At 52.4% G+C, this 15,735-nt stretch carries 14 protein-coding genes; 8 read left to right on the top strand and 6 right to left on the bottom strand.

The annotated features are described in order from the left end of the window. Nucleotides 1-219: 219 nt before the first annotated feature. Nucleotides 220-726 carry a TIGR00270 family protein gene (locus KIS29_06930; GenBank protein ID MBX8640053.1) on the top strand — a complete coding sequence of 169 codons (507 nt, stop codon included), beginning with the start codon at nt 220-222 and terminating at the stop codon, nt 724-726. 27 nt (nt 727-753) lie between these two features. Here the strand turns inward: KIS29_06930 and KIS29_06925 are convergent, their stop codons facing one another. Further along, nucleotides 754-1,239, bottom strand: coding sequence for a DUF2240 family protein (locus KIS29_06925; protein MBX8640052.1), 486 nt, complete (start codon nt 1,237-1,239; stop codon nt 754-756). After that, a complete protein-coding gene (locus KIS29_06920; GenBank protein ID MBX8640051.1) occupies nt 1,232-1,858 on the bottom strand; it encodes a hypothetical protein in 627 nt (208 codons plus the stop codon). The genes KIS29_06925 and KIS29_06920 overlap by 8 nt, the downstream gene beginning before the upstream one ends. A 685-nt stretch (nt 1,859-2,543) precedes the next feature. On the opposite strand from KIS29_06920, the gene KIS29_06915 reads away from it, so the two are divergent. From KIS29_06915 to dnaJ, 5 genes are all read left to right on the top strand, one after another. Further along, entirely contained in the window at nt 2,544-3,161 is a 618-nt protein-coding gene (locus tag KIS29_06915; protein ID MBX8640050.1) for a class I SAM-dependent methyltransferase, read from the top strand. 283 nt (nt 3,162-3,444) lie between these two features. Then, nucleotides 3,445-5,091, top strand: a complete 1,647-nt coding sequence (locus KIS29_06910) for a TCP-1/cpn60 chaperonin family protein (protein MBX8640049.1) — start codon at nt 3,445-3,447, stop codon at nt 5,089-5,091. Nucleotides 5,092-5,229: 138 nt separating this feature from the next. Continuing rightward, nucleotides 5,230-5,904 (top strand): nucleotide exchange factor GrpE, encoded by a 675-nt coding sequence (locus KIS29_06905; protein MBX8640048.1) that lies wholly within the window; start codon nt 5,230-5,232, stop codon nt 5,902-5,904. A gap of 18 nt (nt 5,905-5,922) precedes the next feature. Next, nucleotides 5,923-7,806, top strand: a complete 1,884-nt coding sequence (dnaK, locus tag KIS29_06900) for a molecular chaperone DnaK (GenBank protein ID MBX8640047.1) — start codon at nt 5,923-5,925, stop codon at nt 7,804-7,806. A gap of 29 nt (nt 7,807-7,835) precedes the next feature. Further along, nucleotides 7,836-8,975 carry a molecular chaperone DnaJ gene (gene dnaJ / locus KIS29_06895; GenBank protein MBX8640046.1) on the top strand — a complete coding sequence of 380 codons (1,140 nt, stop codon included), beginning with the start codon at nt 7,836-7,838 and terminating at the stop codon, nt 8,973-8,975. Here the strand turns inward: dnaJ and KIS29_06890 are convergent. The 4 genes from KIS29_06890 to KIS29_06875 form a co-directional block, all read right to left on the bottom strand. Beyond that, nucleotides 8,962-11,091, bottom strand: a complete 2,130-nt coding sequence (locus KIS29_06890; GenBank protein MBX8640045.1) for a hypothetical protein — start codon at nt 11,089-11,091, stop codon at nt 8,962-8,964. The genes dnaJ and KIS29_06890 overlap by 14 nt on opposite strands. A gap of 16 nt (nt 11,092-11,107) precedes the next feature. Continuing rightward, on the bottom strand, nt 11,108-11,353 hold the full coding sequence (locus KIS29_06885; protein ID MBX8640044.1) for a hypothetical protein: 246 nt from the start codon (nt 11,351-11,353) through the stop codon (nt 11,108-11,110). Beyond that, complete coding sequence (locus tag KIS29_06880; GenBank protein MBX8640043.1) at nt 11,354-12,064, bottom strand: hypothetical protein; 711 nt, start codon at nt 12,062-12,064, stop codon at nt 11,354-11,356. It abuts the gene before it with no gap. Between the two features lie 62 nt (nt 12,065-12,126). After that, a complete protein-coding gene (locus KIS29_06875) occupies nt 12,127-12,531 on the bottom strand; it encodes a DUF302 domain-containing protein (GenBank protein MBX8640042.1) in 405 nt (134 codons plus the stop codon). A gap of 122 nt (nt 12,532-12,653) precedes the next feature. On the opposite strand from KIS29_06875, the gene KIS29_06870 reads away from it, so the two are divergent. Together KIS29_06870 and ilvD are read left to right on the top strand one after the other, a co-directional pair. Next, entirely contained in the window at nt 12,654-13,946 is a 1,293-nt protein-coding gene (locus tag KIS29_06870) for an adenylosuccinate synthase (GenBank protein MBX8640041.1), read from the top strand. Between the two features lie 65 nt (nt 13,947-14,011). Continuing rightward, nucleotides 14,012-15,685, top strand: a complete 1,674-nt coding sequence (ilvD, locus tag KIS29_06865; GenBank protein MBX8640040.1) for a dihydroxy-acid dehydratase — start codon at nt 14,012-14,014, stop codon at nt 15,683-15,685. The last annotated feature ends 50 nt before the right edge of the window (nt 15,686-15,735 follow it).

The following is a 15,735-nucleotide window of genomic DNA, read 5'->3' as shown; positions in this document are numbered from 1 at the left end:
CCTCATGCCGTCTTAAAATTCTAGTGGCTTATTGGTCTCCGTTAATTAAAAACTTTGTGATAGAAAATCATCGTCCAAAATGCCTGCTAGCAAATGTTAGATAGTATGTTCTATGTAACATGGATACAGAGTTGAGAGAAATGGATATGAGATTTTTGAGTCGCCTTCGGACTGCATTGAGACAACTGCAGAGTGCTGCGCGTACCTGTCACGGGAGGTGTGAATCTGGCAGTCTGTGAAATGTGCGGCAGGGAATCGGGAAAACTGATCAGGGTGAAAATAGAAAACGCCATAATGATGGTTGGACAGGAATGCGCAAGGTTCGGCAAGCCCGTCGACCTGCCTGCAGCAGCATCACGCTCAGTTACGAAGGGCCGGAAAATTGTTCCCGGACCCAAGGCCCGGCCGACGGCCGTTAGCTCTTCCGTGAAAGAAACCCCGGACGCACTAGACAGCATCGGTGAACTCGCCCCTGATTTCCCGAAGAGAATTATGAAAGCAAGAAATTCGCTCGGCCTGAAGCAGGAGGAACTCGCAGCCAGACTCAATGAAAAGAAAAGCGTTATCCGCGATCTGGAGGCAGGCACCCTTGTCCCCACCGACTCACTGATAAGGAAGCTCGAAAAACAGCTCAAAATAACGCTTATTGAAGAGACCAGGCATGAATTCACTGTACCGCAGGCGAAGAGGCGTGAGCTTACTCTTGGCGATTTCATTGAAAAGTGATTCGCAGTACTGGCAGGACATGCCTTTTCAGGTGTCGCCGCCGGCGTAAGTGCGCTGCAGCTCATCCAGGGCCAGACCGGCAAACTCCTCCATCTCCAGGCCCTCTTTCAGTCCGACAAGTATGGCGGCAGTGGCCGTTTCGATATCCATCTCTTTTTTCATCCTGTTGATTTTACCCATCACCTCGCTTTTGCTCTGTTTCAGAGAGGAAGCAATGAATTCAACGACTTCAGAGACCAGGTCCGCACCCTTCAGCACAATGCTTTCGTCAGGCTTAATCACATGTCTTATGTGCCTGTCGTCCACATCGAAAGCGGGAGCATATCCCTGTTCCCGGGCTACGAGCAGGCGCGCCGTCTTTGCATTGTGGAAAAAGACTTCGGCCTTTTCGGGAGGAAACCATCGAAGTTCCATCGAGCAGGTGAATTTTATCTCCTCTTCTGTAAGCGTCTTCTTCCCCTTCCTCCTGTAGATCGCTGCCACGGCTTCCCTGAGTTTTTCGGTGTCAGTCATTGTTTTCGAGCAGCTCCTTCACACTTGCTATTCTGCCTGCAACCGACAGGCCGGCAGCTTTCATTTCGGCAGTAATCCTATCGAACCCGTCCGCGACTTCATCCGTCCGGATCCAGAGCTCAAGATTCAGGCCTTTCAGCGAGCCCATTACGTCCTGCGCCGCGGTCGGCGAGGCAATCGCCGTTCCGTATCCTGTCCCAACGAGTCTCCTCAAAACAAGATTATCCCATTTCGATCTTGTGTATCCCGTGACCCGGTCGGGGTAATCTGCATCAATATCTATCACTACGCTGTCAGTCATCCTGATTGCCTTTTCATATTCTTCGTCCCTGAAGTAGGCGTTGCCGACAACCACCTTCTGAGCACCAGAAACCAGCGGATCTATCAGGCTGTCGGCATATCTGAGTCCTCCCTCGTACCATATGCCGACTTCTTCCGCCATGTCCTGAAGAACGTCCAGCTGCTGTTTGTTTTTGTTAAGGCTGTCGAGATCGTGCATGAGGAGCAGATCGCTTTCTCCCTGTATCGCATCTATTATGTCGAACGGATCTGTCCTTTCATCGTCTATGAGTGCATATCCTTTCGTCAGATCGAATTCGATAATCCTTCTTTCGGTCATCGGCATCCAGGAGTGACAATTGAGCTGATTATTAAATATGATGCAGTCGTAAATAGGCAACGCTTCAGGACAGCACAAACCAGCCGGACCTGTATTCTGAAATGGCCACAGAGTTATATCGGAAATTGAGGTCAGGCATGCCCGGTCAGGCCGGCGGCCTTGCATCTTATACCTGTAATGTTGTCAATAAATGTCAAAAGCCGCTTTGGCAGTGTTTTTTCCGGCCCCACAACCGTTGCATATTGCCGAATAGAGTGAATTCGAAGGCCGCAGGTCATTGGCACAAAGGTCGTTCGAGAATTCTATTTTTGAGCAGAAAGTCCGCAGAACAGGCGACCGGATGTGATATCAATTCTGGTATTCGGCATGTGCAATCCGCTGTGCGAATACAAATTCCCAATAAATCCATAGGGTTCAACTCCGTCCGCATAGCGAATGGACGGGACTTGCGCCTTCCTTCCGCACTCGGTATATTGAGGCAAACGCTTTTGCAGCGGAATGAAGTGCCTGTTACCCGGGTGATCGGGTAATTCCTGAAAAATCATTTGATGAACTTATTGATGAGGCGCTGTCGTGGCAGTTTTCCGGATGGGACTTCTCATATCTCAGGGGAAGACTGGTCGAGGAACCTCCTCCATGGAACTACAGTGCGATAGTGAAAGCGCATTTTCCCGGTGCCAATGTAATGGTTGATCTGGGAACAGGGGGAGGGGAATTGCTTTCACACTTGATGCCGCTGCCGCCATTCAGCTGTGCAACGGAGGGATATGCACCCAACGTCCCTGTAGCGCGGAAGAAGCTTGCCCCGCTTGGCGTGGAAGTGATAAGAACGTTTTGCGATGACAATTATGCTGTCCCGCAGAGAGGCGCTCTCCCGTTCAGGGATTCGTCTATAGATCTGGTGATTGACAGACATGAGTCGTTCAAGGCCGGCGAAGTTCTGCGCGTCCTCAGGCCGAGAGGAGTTTTCATAACACAGCAGGTGGGAAACGGGCTGAAATCTGAACTGAATGCATTCCTGGGGGCGAAAGTGCCGGAAGTGAAGTGGACACTTTCCACGGCGAAAAGACAGCTGAAGAATGCAGGCTTCAGCATAGTTGAGGAGGCGGAGGCGGAACCGCGCGCAATTTTCAAGGACATAGGCGCGGTGGTAAGTTATCTGAGAATAGTCGAATGGCAGATACCTGATTTCGAAGTAACGGCATATGGGGAAAAATTAAGGCGGCTCGACAGTTTCATCAGGAAAAATGGCAGTTTTGTGGCACATAACCGTCTCTTCTTCCTGAAGGCGATAAAGGAATAGGTGGCGGCGAGCATCCCTGATCCCACGAAAGCTCATGATAGAATCGCGATGCTGCATTGGTTCTGATGACTTCATGCAAATATTTTTCATGCCTGTCCTGTTGAGGCAGACACTTGCCTCCATTTATGAATCCGCTGCAAATTGCAAAACGGTTCCATGGAACTTGTGGACATGCCATGATGCCTGTAGGTAATGACTTGGCAACGTTGCAGATCAGGTCTAAGATAGTATTATATAGAAGAGCAAACATAAGCAATCAAAAGCAATCCAGGAGAGTTAAAATATGATGTCTGGACAGGGTGGACAGGTACCGATACTGATACTGAAGGAAGGAACAAAGAGAGAGAAAGGCAAAGATGCGCAGGCCAACAACATTAAGGCAGCGATGGCAATCGCCAACGCTGTAAAAACCACTCTCGGACCACGAGGAATGGACAAGATGCTTGTCGACAGCATGGGCGATGTTGTGATAACAAACGATGGCGTAACCATTCTCAAGGAAATGGAAATTGATCATCCCGCGGCAAAGATGCTGGTTGAAGTTGCAAAGACACAGGACTCCGAATGCGGCGACGGAACCACCACCGCGGTTGTCCTTGCAGGCGAACTGCTCAAGAAAGCCCAGGAGCTTATAGACAGCAACGTCCATCCCACTGTTATTACCAGAGGGTACAAGGATGCAGCCGGCAAGTGCATGGAATTTCTCGACTCAATCGCCACTAAAGTCTCACGCGATGACAGGGAAACGCTCAGGGAAATAGCTGCGACAGCCATGAGTTCCAAGGGTGTGGCCGGCGTAAGGGAACAGCTGGCGAAGATAGCCGTTGACGCCGTGCTCAGTGTTGCCGAAGAGTCGGACGGTAAGACCACAGTGGATGATGACGATATTCAAATCGTAAAGAAGCAGGGCGGCGGTGTCGGTGACACACAGCTTCTGAAGGGTGTCATAGTGGACAAGGAGCCTGTCCATTCGGCTATGCCAAAACTCGTAAAGGACGCAAGAATTGCTGTAATCGATGCTGCGCTTGAAATCAAGAAGACGGAATTCGAATCCAAGATCGAGATAAGCGATCCTTCCCAGCTTCGCGGCTTCCTCGATGAAGAGGAGCACATGCTGCGTTCGATGGTTGACAGCATAAAGAACGTGAAGGCAAACGTCGTGTTCTGCCAGAAAGGGATAGACGATCTTGCCCAGCATTTCCTCGCGAAGGAAGGAATATTTGCAGTGCGCCGCGTAAAGAAGTCGGACGTGGACAAACTCGCAAAGGCAACAGGCGCAAGCGTAATCACAAAGCTGAGCGATCTGACAGCAAAGGATCTTGGCTACGCATCCCTGGTCGAGGCAAGAAAGATACAGGACGACGAGATGACATTTGTAACGGGATGCAAGAACCCGAAATCCGTTTCCATCCTGATCAGGGGAGGGAGTGAACATGTTGTCGATGAAGTGGAAAGGTCCATGACGGATGCAATCAGCGTTGCCGCTCTCGCAGTGGAGGATGGCAAGATGGTGGTGGGCGCAGGCGCTGCCGCAATAGAACTGTCGCAGAAACTGCGTGATTACGCAACATCCGTCGGAGGCAGGGAACAGATTGCCATAGAGGCTTTCGCTGAGGCGCTTGAGGTGATACCTTCGGCGCTTGCTGAAAACGCGGGTATGGACACGATAGACATACTGATTGAGCTCAGGAGCAGCCACAAGAACGGCAACAGGTATCATGGGGTGGATGTCCTCAATGGCAAGGTAGCCGATATGATGAAGGCCAAGGTGCTGGAGCCGATAAGGGTAGGCAGGCAGGCCATCCAGTCGGCCACCGATGCCGCCTGCATGATATTGCGCATAGATGACGTTATCGCGACGAAATCCTCCTCTCCAGGGGGCGGAAAGACACCGCCCGGAGGAGAAGGACCCTCTGAAGGCGAAGACTGAATAGCCAGGAAAGCTCTTCCCGGACCGGCATCCGCACGGCTGCGCTCGTGATGCCGGTTTCCGTTTCCGCAAGGTTAATAACACAGGAAACGGAAAGATGGTTCATGCAGCCGGTCCGGTATGCAGCAAGGTGAAACGATGGACAACAATTCTTCCGACAAGGAAGCGACACAGGCAGAAGGGCAGGGAACTAATCCAAAGGCTGAGATTGTTCGTAACGAAGAGAAGAGCGTTGTCGCTGCCGGTGAAGGCGAAGCGCCGTCAGAAGAAACAAGTGCAAAGCTGGAACTGATTGAAAACCTTACAGGTGAGAACAGCCTTCTCAAAAAATCCCTTGACGAGAAGGAATCCATAATCAGAGACTATGAGAGTCTTCTGAAAAAAATACAGGCTGATTTCGATAATTACAGGAAAAGGATTGAAAGAGAGAGGGAAGAATACAGCAAGCTTGTTGTGGAGAGGATGGTAAGGAAACTGATAACAGTCATAGATGATCTGGACCGCGGCCTCGACGAAACGAAGAACGGCAACAACGATCCGTTCAGGGCGGGCATCGAGAAAATAAGGGAAAACACAATGCAGATACTGACTGAGGAAGGAGTGAGGGAAATACCTACAAACAAACTCTTCGACCCCTATTACCATGAAGCTATTGTGGTTCAGGAAAACTCCGAATTCGGCGATAATGAAATAATGGAGGTATACCAGAAAGGGTATACGCTCGGAACAAAGGTAATCAGACCGGCAAAGGTGCGAGTTTCAAGAAGGGTCGAAGGAAAGCAGAGTCAGGATGAAACTGAAAGGGACGTGTGAATATCAAAAGGTGATAACATGGCAAAAATTATCGGTATAGATCTGGGAACAAGCAATTCGGCTGCTGCAGTTATTGAAGGCGGTAGGCCTACAATTATACCCAGCGCGGAAGGGACGAGCATAGGCGGAAAGGCGTTTCCTTCGGTCGTGGCGTTTACGAAGGATGGTGTCCTCGTTGGCGAACCCGCCAGAAGGCAGGCAATAACCAATCCGACCGGAACGATTTTCGCAGCGAAACGGAAGATGGGCACCGACTACAAGTACAAAGTGGGCGGGAAGGAATACACCCCACAGCAGATTTCTGCATTAATCCTGCAGAAGATAAAGAGGGACGCAGAAGCGTTTCTCGGCGGACCTGCGCAGAAGGCAGTAATAACAGTGCCAGCGTACTTCAACGACAATCAGCGCCAGGCTACAAAGGATGCCGGGACGATTGCAGGTCTTGAAGTCGTGAGGATAATCAACGAACCGACTGCGGCCGCTCTCGCATACGGCCTTGACAAATCGGACAAGGAACAGAAGATACTCGTCTTCGACCTGGGCGGCGGAACGCTGGATGTCACTATAATGGAATTCGGCCAGGGCGTTTTCGAGGTAATTTCGACAAGCGGTGATACGCAGCTCGGCGGCACGGACATGGATCGTGCCCTGATCGACTATGTTGTATCCGCCTTCAGGACTGAAAGCGGTGTGGACCTTACAAAGGACAACATGGCGATGGAGCGCATCAGGGAAGCATGTGAAAAGGCAAAGGTTGAGCTCTCCACAATAATCGAGACAGAAATCAACCTGCCATTCATAGCACAGGACTCCTCAGGTCCAAAGCATCTGACAATGAAAATCACCAGGGCAAAGCTGGAAGATCTGGTCAGACCAATCGTCGAAAGGTGCCGCGAACCGGTGAACCGCGCGCTTGGCGATGCCAAAATCAGCGCTTCCGGAATCGATAAAATAATACTCGTGGGCGGCCCCACCAGAATGCCTGTGATACAGAAGTTCGTCGAGGATATTTTCGGCTCGAAGATCGTTCGTGGAGTGGATCCGATGGAGTGCGTTGCAATGGGCGCCGCAATACAGGGCGGCGTTCTTGAAGGGACTGTCAAGGATATACTGCTGCTCGATGTGACGCCTCTTTCACTTGGGGTTGAGGTCCAGGGGGGTGTGTTTCACAAGCTGATTGAGAGAAATACGACGATACCCACCAGGAAGTCTGAGATCTTCACCACTGCCTCGGACGGTCAGACAAGCGTCGAGGTTCATGTGCTGCAGGGAGAGAGGCCAATGGCAGCTAATAACGTGACGCTTGGGCGATTCAGTCTTATCGGCATTCCTCCGGCGCCGAGAGGAATACCGCAGATAGAGGTTACATTCGACATTGACGCGAACGGCATACTCCATGTCAGCGCAAAGGATATGGGCACCGGAAAGGAACAGAAGATAACCATCTCCGCGTCGAACAAACTTTCGAAAGACGAGATAGACAGAATGATGAGGGAGGCGGAACAGTTTGCGGAGGAGGACAGGAAGTTAAAGGAAAAGGCCGAAGCGAGGAACATGGCAGAGACCATGGCATATACGACAAAGAAGACACTGGACGATCTCGGTGACAAGGTTTCGGCGCAGGACAGGGAGAGTATTGAAAAGGTCAGACTGGAACTTGAAGAACTTCTCAAGGGCGACGACATCGAAAAGATCAAGCAGAAGACTGAAGAGCTGAGCAAGGCTGTGTATGAGGTCACCTCAAGGATATATCAGAAGCAGGCCGAGGAATCAAAGCAGCAGACAGAAGGCTCCTCCCAGGGTCCCGGCCAGGAGAGTACGCCCGGCGGCGGAGACCACGGCAAGGACGGAGGAGACGGCGGATACGTTGACGCAAACTACAAAATAGTTGATGACAAGTAAACTACTTGATTGCCTGAGGTTATCGTAGGATGGCGAAGGACTATTATGCGGTCCTGGGAGTGGAAAAGAGTGCTACCCCGGACGAGATAAAGAGAGCCTACAGAAAGCTTGCGCAGAAATACCATCCGGACGTGGCAAAAATAGACAGGAAGGTCGCGGAGGAGAAGTTCAAGGACATATCCGAGGCGTACGAAGTCCTTATGGATCCGGAAAAAAGGAAAAATTACGACACCTACGGCAGCGAAGCGGTGAACTTCGGCGGCGGCGGTTTCGACTGGTCCAATTTCACCCATTTCCAGGACATCAACGACATCTTCAGCAACATCGGTTTTGGCTTTGGCGGCGGCGGTTCGATTTTTGACGTGTTTTTCGGCGGACAGGGTCAGAGGCGCGGGAATTATGCTGAGAGCGGCGCATCCCTGCAGTACGATCTCGAAATTTCTCTTGAGGAGGTCAATTCAGGATCAAAGAGGATTATTGAAGTTCCAAGATCGGTCGCATGCAAGGACTGCGGCGGCACAGGGGCCGAAAAGGGCAGACTGGAGACATGCACAACCTGCGGCGGCAGGGGGCAGATAACCTACAGGCAGAATGCGCTCGGCGGCAATTTTGTCACCGTACGGACCTGTTCGACCTGTGGCGGCCGTGGAAAAGTCATAAGGGAAAAATGCAGGACATGCGGCGGCAGGGGAAGGGTTCAGACAGTTTCCAGGATAGAGGTCAACATACCAAAGGGCGCCGAGGACGGAATGCGCCTTCGCATCCCGGGGGCCGGGGAACCGGGTGTAAACGGCGGCCCTCCTGGTGACCTCTACGTTGTAATGAATCTGAAGAGGCATGATGTTTTCGAGCGTGACGGCGAAAACCTCCACTATTCGGCGGAGGTGCCGTTCACTGTTGCTGCGCTGGGCGGCGAGATAGATGTGCCGCACATAACGGGAAAGGCGCGTCTCCAGATACCGCCGGGCACACAGCCCGGCACAGTCCTCAAACTCGCGGGCCTTGGCCTGCCGAGGCTTCAGGGAAGATCCAACGGTGACCTTTTCGTTACTGTGAAGGTGAAAATACCGAAGAAGCTCACATCGGAGCAGAAGGAGCTGCTGCGCAAATTCGATACGATTGAGGAGGAAAAGGGACGCAGCTTCTTTTCCAGGCTTAAAAATACCTGAGCATTCCGAGTATCTTCTTTTCTGTAAAACCGAGCGGGCAGAGCATTGTAGACAACGCCCTTGCGACCAGTCGCGTGTAGTAATGCGCATCATAATTTTCATTTCCGTCCAGCTGTCCTGCAGGTATTGCCGCCTTCCCCTCCACGTCTCTGGTAACCAGGTATCTCACGACCTCGCCGGCATTAACCCTGACTCCCCTCCCATTAAGGGAGGAGAGTATCCGTTTCTGTTCCGTCCCGGCACTGTATTCCCCGTATTCCTTCGAAACGCGTCTGGCAATCACAAGCTCTTCCACGGGACAGTCTCCTGATTTGATGCACCGGACAACTTCCCTTACCATCCCAATGCCCTTTACGGCCCTGCGCCTGAAGTCATCCATGTCTGTTGAACCACGCAGGTTCTCAAGCAGTATGTTCTGCGCAAACCGTACAACGCCCGGCGTATCGGATCTTCTCAGCTCTATCCCCCTCAGCTTCATTGTGCCGTCTTCGAATTCACCGTAGTACCTGTTCAGGCTGCCTTCACCGTTGCTCCTGTTACCGAGAAAAACAATCCATCTGTATTTTCCTTCGACTTCTATGTGCAGACCCGTTGTCTTATCAACTCTTGCAGCAAATTCATTTATGTCTCCGCTGCCGGAAAGCCAAAGGGAATCGACTATTCCATGCAGCACTCGGAAGTTCATTTCCCCGGCTATGCGTGAGGCGGCCAGCAGGATCTCCCTTCCAATTGCGTTTATGGCTTCATGGCACTCTATGCTGCCGAATTTTGCATTTTTGTACCCTGTGTAGCCGAAGGAGGTGACAAGAACCCATTTCAGCGCATTGCTTTTTTTCAGCGATATTTCATCGCCCATCTTCTTGTATCTCATTCTTCTCGCAATCAGTCTGTGCACAACGGCAGGTACAATCCCCCTTCTCCTGCCGCAAAAATGGTACGGAAGGCCCGGAGCCGCATTTGTGCCGCTGCCGCAGCATGAGCAGTTAAGCGAGTCCGCGGAGATGTTCCATTTGTCCATTATGCTGGGAAACAGCGAAGAGAAGTCAACCCCGTAAACGCCTGTGCTGAAACCTGTTTCGGGCGTGTAAATGAATCCCCCCCTGTCCGCCTCTATCAGCTCTGCGGCGCTTTTGAAATCTTCCGGTCTGTTCTTTCTGTAAGGGACAGCAATCCGTCTCCTCAGCGCCTCGATATTCTCCATGCCGCTTACGGCTGTTCCGGGGGAGAGCCTTGCCATGCGCTGCATTCCTGTCAGCGAAAGACGTGAAATTTCTGCCAGCCCCTCGATGCCCGACTCCATGTAAATGAACGAGTTGCCGGCATCGATGTGTATCCTTCCCCTGAGCAGGGCGGGAGACGGCCTGAACAGAACCCTTCCGTAGCTTGTATAGCTCCTGGACCTGTACGATTCCTGCAGCCCCCCTTCCCTTCCCAGTGCAAACGAGCGCAGGGCAAGAGCGTGAGCCCTTCTGTGCATCTCCTGTATGCCTCCCCTGTCACCGCCCTCCGTTATGATTATGTCTGTATCCTTCTCCCTGAGTCGTTTCGCCGTTTCAAGAAGTATGTACTCCTCGCTCCCTGTTATCTCTTCACCGTCCAGGACAGATGACGCTATGGAAATTTCGCCATGTCCGGAGCCGTATCTGATCTCCAGGCGGCTTGTATTCAGAGGGGGCATATCGTACAGTATGTCATCGCAGGAGTCCATGCATGTGATTTCATTTCCCCGTGATATGTGTATGCGCGCCAGGGGGAATATGCCGTTGTCGGCCATGAAGCGCTGCTCGTACGGCACGTCAACATCGTACAGCGTAATGCCCGCCGCTGCATGGTAAAGGCACAGTCCGTCAGCAATTTTTCTCAGGAGGGAGAGATTCCCGGAGGAGATTTTCAGCAGATCGGCTCTTTTCATCGAAGGGGCAATCCTCCTCTCCTCATGCCGGATATCTATGTCATCCATCCCTGAGAATTTCCTTTCTATGTCCCCGCAGTCGCCATGCAGATAGAAATACGAGGTGCAGCGTAATTCGACTTTCCTGGTGCCTCCATCCTTCAGCCACAGCACTATGCTGTTGCTTCCCGTATCTGCATATGCATCAAGCAGCCATCCTTCCATCTTCCGTTCAGTTCCTTCAGAAACGGTATCTGTTTCTGAGTCCGTCGATCTCCTTTTCCTGCTCTATGAGAACAGAAAGCAGCATGCCCTCAACAGGATTCAGCAGGGCCGCATACGCCGAGGCGGCCGCATTGTGTCTCGCTTTTGCCACAATCCTGTCAAGATAAACCCTGTCATCACTGCGCATGCCTTTTCCGAATCTTTCCCATCTTCCGATTATTCTTTCCATTTCCTCCCTGAACGTCGGAACTGTTCTGCCCATTTAATCATCCCTGCAGCTGAAATCGAAGAGGGATCTCTGGTATTCATGCAGATTCCATCTTCTCACTGAAGCGAAATCGTCCATGGAATCTATTTCAAGTCTGCCGCCGGAATAATCAACCTCAATGACATTCTCAAAATTTTCCGCAAATATTTTACCAATCTCTGCGCCATCAGGCATGCTGCAGTCCGCCGTCATCACTGACCAGCAGTTATGCATGCCTGTGAGCTCACGGAATGTTTTCAGCGTGCTGTTCAGCAGCTGCACTCCTTCCTTCCAGCGCACGTCGCTTATGAACAGGTCCGGGAGGGAGGAAACCGCAAGAAAGCAGACCTCTCCCTTTTTCGCCTCCTCAAGTGCAGACAGCGAGATGGCGTTCATCTGGTGTGCCGTGAATGCTCTTGCAATCTTTATCCTTGAAAGCATCTCCTCCGTATCGCTGCCGCATTTTTCAGACAGATCGGTCATTGTGTAGGGATCGAAGACATTTCCACCGTCAACCCAGAGAACAGTGCCTCCGGAGTACGACATTGCCCTGAACACTGCAGAGTGCAGTATTCTTCCGGCAACAGCAGTCTCACCTTTGAGAAGGCAGCTGCATCCGCGTTTGAGAAGATTGCCGGAATTGCCGAAAAGCGGCATGCATGACAGCACCGCTGCCGCTTCATTTCCCGTTTCATTGGGGACGGTATATCTCATTTCGTTCTGCATGAAGCTGCTCACAGCGGCACTGTATTTAACCGACTCGGGGAAGAGAGGTGGCCGAAAGCCAGTCAGACGCTGTTCCCGCGCGCTCTGCTCACGGCCGTTTGAACAACACTGTCGGTCAGACCATTGACACTGTTTATGACATCAACCATTCCGGCTCCCTGGTAACTGCTGAGAAGCGGGTGCATATCCCTGTATACCAGCAGTGTTCTGCCACCCTCGTTAACAACAGCTATCCTCAGAGGGATGTCCAGCGCAATTTCGCTGTTTTTTAACAGGAGCCTTGATGATATTTTCGCAGAGCTGAAGAGCAGCGTATAGGCGTCGACGGGCGTTATGCCTGCTTCTCTGAGAACAGATGCATGGTCGATGAGGCAATCCACGTGCATCCCCTCCCCTTCAATGACCGATTTCAGCAGTTCCGCGGCTTCTGCAGGCCGGGCCGCAATTTCAGTCTTTTTAATTGACATAAAGCACTCCATGGCATGTCCGGGTGAATAAATGATTCTCCGGCGCGGCGCAGTCGCAGACAGCGGACGCGCGAATCATTCACACGGAATAGTTTTATTACTCAACCGGAGTTGTGGCAAATATGCCTGCAACCGTAATTGTCGGTCTACAATGGGGGGATGAAGGAAAGGGAAAGATTACAGACTTCATCGCTAGCGATGTGGATGCGAATGTGAGATTCCAGGGGGGCGCGAATGCAGGGCACACTGTTGAGATAGGCAATCAGCGCTTCAAGTTCCATCAGATCCCTTCCGGAATTCTTCACAGGAAGGTGACCGGCATCATAGCGAACGGTTCGGTCGTGGATCCAGAGGAACTGCTGTCTGAAATGCATGAGCTGGAAAAGAAGGGTTTCTCTGTTTCCAGGCTGTTCATAAGCGATAGGGCGCACATCGTGATGCCGTATCACAAACAGCTTGACGGCGCTGAGGAATCTCTGAGGGGGGAACGGGCGATAGGCACGACAAGGAAGGGAATAGGACCGTGTTATTCCGACAAGCACGCAAGGATCGGTTTCAGGATGGGCGAACTGCTGGAAAACGGCGGCCTGAGGGAAAAGATCGAATTCGTTTCCAGGATTAAGAACGCATACGCATCGGCCCTGAATCTCGGCGTGTCGGTTGATGCAGAGGAGATATACAGGAAGATGACAGAATACTCCGTGGCACTGAAGGAGCATATAACAGACACGTCATCGCTCATCAACAGCATGATGTCCAGGAAAAAGAAGCTGCTCTTTGAGGGCGCACACGGCATAATGCTGGATATCGACCATGGCAATTACCCGTTTGTCACTTCTTCAAACACCGTTGCGGGCAACGTTTATGCCGCCGGCGGGCTCTCGCCTGTTTACGACATAAGGCCGGTCGGCATCCTCAAGGCATATTCTACGAGGGTCGGCGCCGGCCCCTTTCCGACAGAGCTTACAGACAGCGTCGGGGACCATCTCGCGCTGAAGGGGATGGAGGTCGGAACGACCACAGGCAGGAAGAGGCGCTGCGGCTGGCTGGATCTATTTGCAGCGAAGTACGCCGTCATGGTTTCGGGCGTAAGGGAGATTGTACTTACCAAACTGGATGTTCTCTCCGGCATAGACAGGCTGAGGGTGGCCGTCGGATACACGCTGAACGGAAAAAAACTCTCCTCCTATCCTTCCTCCTCTGCGCAGCTGAATTCTGTCATGCCTGTTTACCGCGAATTCAGGGGCTGGGAAGAGCAGCTGGACGAGGGCATCAACACCTACCGTGAACTTCCGGAGTCTGCCAGGAGATATGTGGAATTTATTGAAAAATTTCTGGGTGCCAGAATTTTCATTGTTTCTGTCGGGCATACGAGGGAAAGGACAATCGTCAGGGGAAAGCACCGGTTTTTCTGAGCGCCGCGGCGGCACACCGGCACGATCTGCGTAATGTTAAATTACAGGAAATCAAGTCTAGCTGCATGAAAGAAAGAAGATCTGCCGGGATCTACGGCGGCCCGGAACGATCGCCGAATCGCGCCTTCATGAAATCGATGGGCCTGACTGACGCTGACCTTGAGAGTCCGATTGTCGGGGTGGCAGCAGCCTGGAACGAGGCCGGCCCGTGCAACATTCATGTCCTTTCGCTTGCCGAAAGGGCAAAGGAGGGAATAAGGGCCGAGAAAGGCACACCGAGGATATTCACCGCTCCCGTCGTCATTGACGGCATTGCAATGGGGACAGGAGGAATGAGATACTCGCTGATAAGCAGGGAGCTTATCGCCAATACCGTGGAGCTTACGGTAAATGCGCACGGCTACGACGGTTTTGCCGGTCTGTCAGGCTGCGACAAGACCAGCCCCGGTATGATGATGGCAATGGCCAGGCTGAATATACCGTCAATCGTCATCTACTGCGGGACGACACTGCCGGGCAGCTATCACGGGAAACCGATTGCTATCGGAGACGTCTATGAGGCTGTCGGGTCGTACTCATCCGGAAATCTTTCACTGCAGGAACTCAAGGTCATGGAGGACAATGCAATACCGACGCCCGGCGCATGCGGCGGCCTGTATACGGCAAATACGATGGCAATGATGACGGAGTCACTCGGACTCGCTCTGCCCGGCTCTGCCGCGCCGCCGGCCGTCGAAGGCGCGAAGTCGGGCTTCGTATTCGAAACCGGAAGGGCGCTGATGAAGCTCATTGAAACAGATCTCGGGCCACGCGATATACTCTCCCACGAATCATTTGAAAACGCGATTGCAGTGTTGATGGCATCGGGCGGTTCAACCAACGCCGTGCTCCACCTGATAGCTATAGCATCGGAGGCCGGAATAAAACTTGATCTGGATGAATTTGATGCCATCGGGCAGCGCATACCCGAAATAGTCAACATGAAACCTGGCGGAAAGTATGTGATGGCCGACCTCTACCGCATCGGAGGCGTCCCGTACCTTATGAGGAAGCTTATGGACGCCGGCTACCTGAAGGAAGAAGCCATGACAGTCACCGGCAGGACGATGGGTCAGAATCTCTCAGGATTCAGTTTTGCCCACACCGGAACCGATATTGTGGGCGACTTCTCCAGACCGCTTTACAGGAGAGGCGGCATCAGGATTCTCAGGGGCTCGCTTGCGCCGGAAGGGGCGGTGATCAAAGCATCGGCTTCGTCTGTCGAAAGGATGAAAGGGAAGGCTCTTGTCTTCGACTCCGAGGAGGAAGCGTTCAACGCAGTCCTGTCACACACTGTCAGCGAGAATCATGTTGTTGTAATACGCTACGAAGGACCGAAGGGCGGACCCGGAATGAGAGAGATGCTTTCCGTGACAGCTGCCATTGTCGGTCAGGGACTGGGGGAAAGTGTCGGCCTTGTGACTGACGGCCGTTTTTCCGGCGCGACCAGGGGCATAATGGTCGGGCATGTCTGCCCTGAGGCCTATGCAGGCGGCAACATCGCTCTTGTCAGGAACGGAGATGAGATACTCATAGACACGGCAAAGGGACGGATAGACCTGCTCGTCGACGGAAAGGAGTTGGATGAACGGAGGAGCAAATGGAAGGGGCCGGTGGAAAAGGACAAATCGGGCCTTCTTGGACAGTATGCGGCACTCGTATCCTCCGCATCGAAGGGCGCGGTAATGAAACAGAAGTGATTTCCCGTTTCGACCGTTACCTGTGCTGCGCTGTATGTTCACGGCAGCCC

It is taken from the genome of Candidatus Sysuiplasma jiujiangense (genome assembly GCA_019721075.1).
Classification (GTDB): Archaea; Thermoplasmatota; Thermoplasmata; order Sysuiplasmatales; family Sysuiplasmataceae; genus Sysuiplasma; species Sysuiplasma jiujiangense.
Note: the sequence above shows the minus strand (reverse complement) of the source record. Positions and strands in the feature narration are given on the sequence as shown.